The organism is Rhodococcus sp. BS-15 (assembly GCF_000813105.1).
Taxonomy (GTDB): Bacteria; Actinomycetota; Actinomycetes; order Mycobacteriales; family Mycobacteriaceae; genus Rhodococcoides.
In genome coordinates, this window is record NZ_BAOX01000646.1 from 1 (window position 1) to 569 (window position 569).

The 569-nt window shown below is 68.9% G+C and carries 2 pseudogenes; both read right to left on the bottom strand.

Annotated elements, in window-relative coordinates:
- Positions 1-387 (bottom strand): annotated as a pseudogene (locus RHBS_RS28475) (AMP-binding protein); the annotation flags it as partial.
- A 13-nt stretch (positions 388-400) separates the two neighbouring features.
- A pseudogene (locus RHBS_RS28480) lies at positions 401-569 on the bottom strand (steroid 3-ketoacyl-CoA thiolase); the annotation flags it as partial.

Below are 569 nucleotides of genomic sequence, written 5' to 3' on the forward strand. Positions count from 1 at the left end.
TGCAGGGACTCGTCGACCAGCACGACGGAGGCGCCGCTGTGGTGGCGACGTAGCGAGGTCCGCCGGCGAGAGGCGCAGGTTCATCTGCAGCATCGCCGCCGCCGTGCCGGGGATGGCCCAGTACAATTCGAAGTGGCGCTTGCTGTTCCAGTCCAGGATGCCGACCACGTCGGCCGGGCCCACGCCGAGTCCGCCGAGCACGTTCGCGGCCCGGCGGATACGACGGTACGCGTCGGCGTAGGTGTAGCGGTCCCAGCCGCCGTCGGGCGTGCGGTAGACGATCTCCTGTTCCGGGTAGGTCCTGGCGGCGTGCCGGATGAGGGTGGTCGTGTTGAGCTGGGTGCTGTCGCCGTGCGTGGACGGCAGCCCCTTGACAATGTCGGTCATGGTGGATGCCCTTCTAGCCGATGCGTTCGATGATGGTGGCGTTCGCGGTTCCGGTGGCCTCGCACACCGTCTGAAGTCCGAAGCGGTCTCCGCGGCGCTCGAGCTCGCAGAGGAGATCGGTCAGCATCCGCGCGCCGGTGGACCCGAGCGGGTGTCCGATGGCGACGGATCCGCCGTTGACG